Annotated in this window: 1 protein-coding gene; it reads right to left on the bottom strand. The window is 44.7% G+C overall.

The genetic code is table 11. The features are described 5' to 3' along the window. The coding region (locus tag GBN19_RS15650) for a transposase (protein WP_151778723.1) at positions 1–262 on the bottom strand (262 nt) is incomplete at both ends.

Below are 262 nucleotides of genomic sequence, written 5' to 3'. Positions count from 1 at the left end.
CAAACTTCGCCGATGATAGCCTGACCATTTCTTCCAAATAGTTCTTCCTAAACGCTTAACTGTTCTAAGCAAGTCATTGCGCTCTAGCGAGCCCATCTTTTTATCTTTCCATGGCTTGGCATTTTTTCTGGGGGAAATCACTGCATGTGCTTGCCGATCTGCAATGACCTGACGGCATTGTTTTGTGTCATAAGCCCCGTCGGTATAGACTGAATCAATCTGCTCATCCAACGGGATTTGATCAAGTAAATCACCAAGTACC

Origin of the sequence: Acinetobacter brisouii, assembly GCF_008993995.1 — a bacterium.
Lineage (GTDB): Bacteria > Pseudomonadota > Gammaproteobacteria > Pseudomonadales > Moraxellaceae > Acinetobacter > Acinetobacter brisouii_A.
This window is presented reverse-complemented; position numbering and strand designations above follow the sequence as displayed.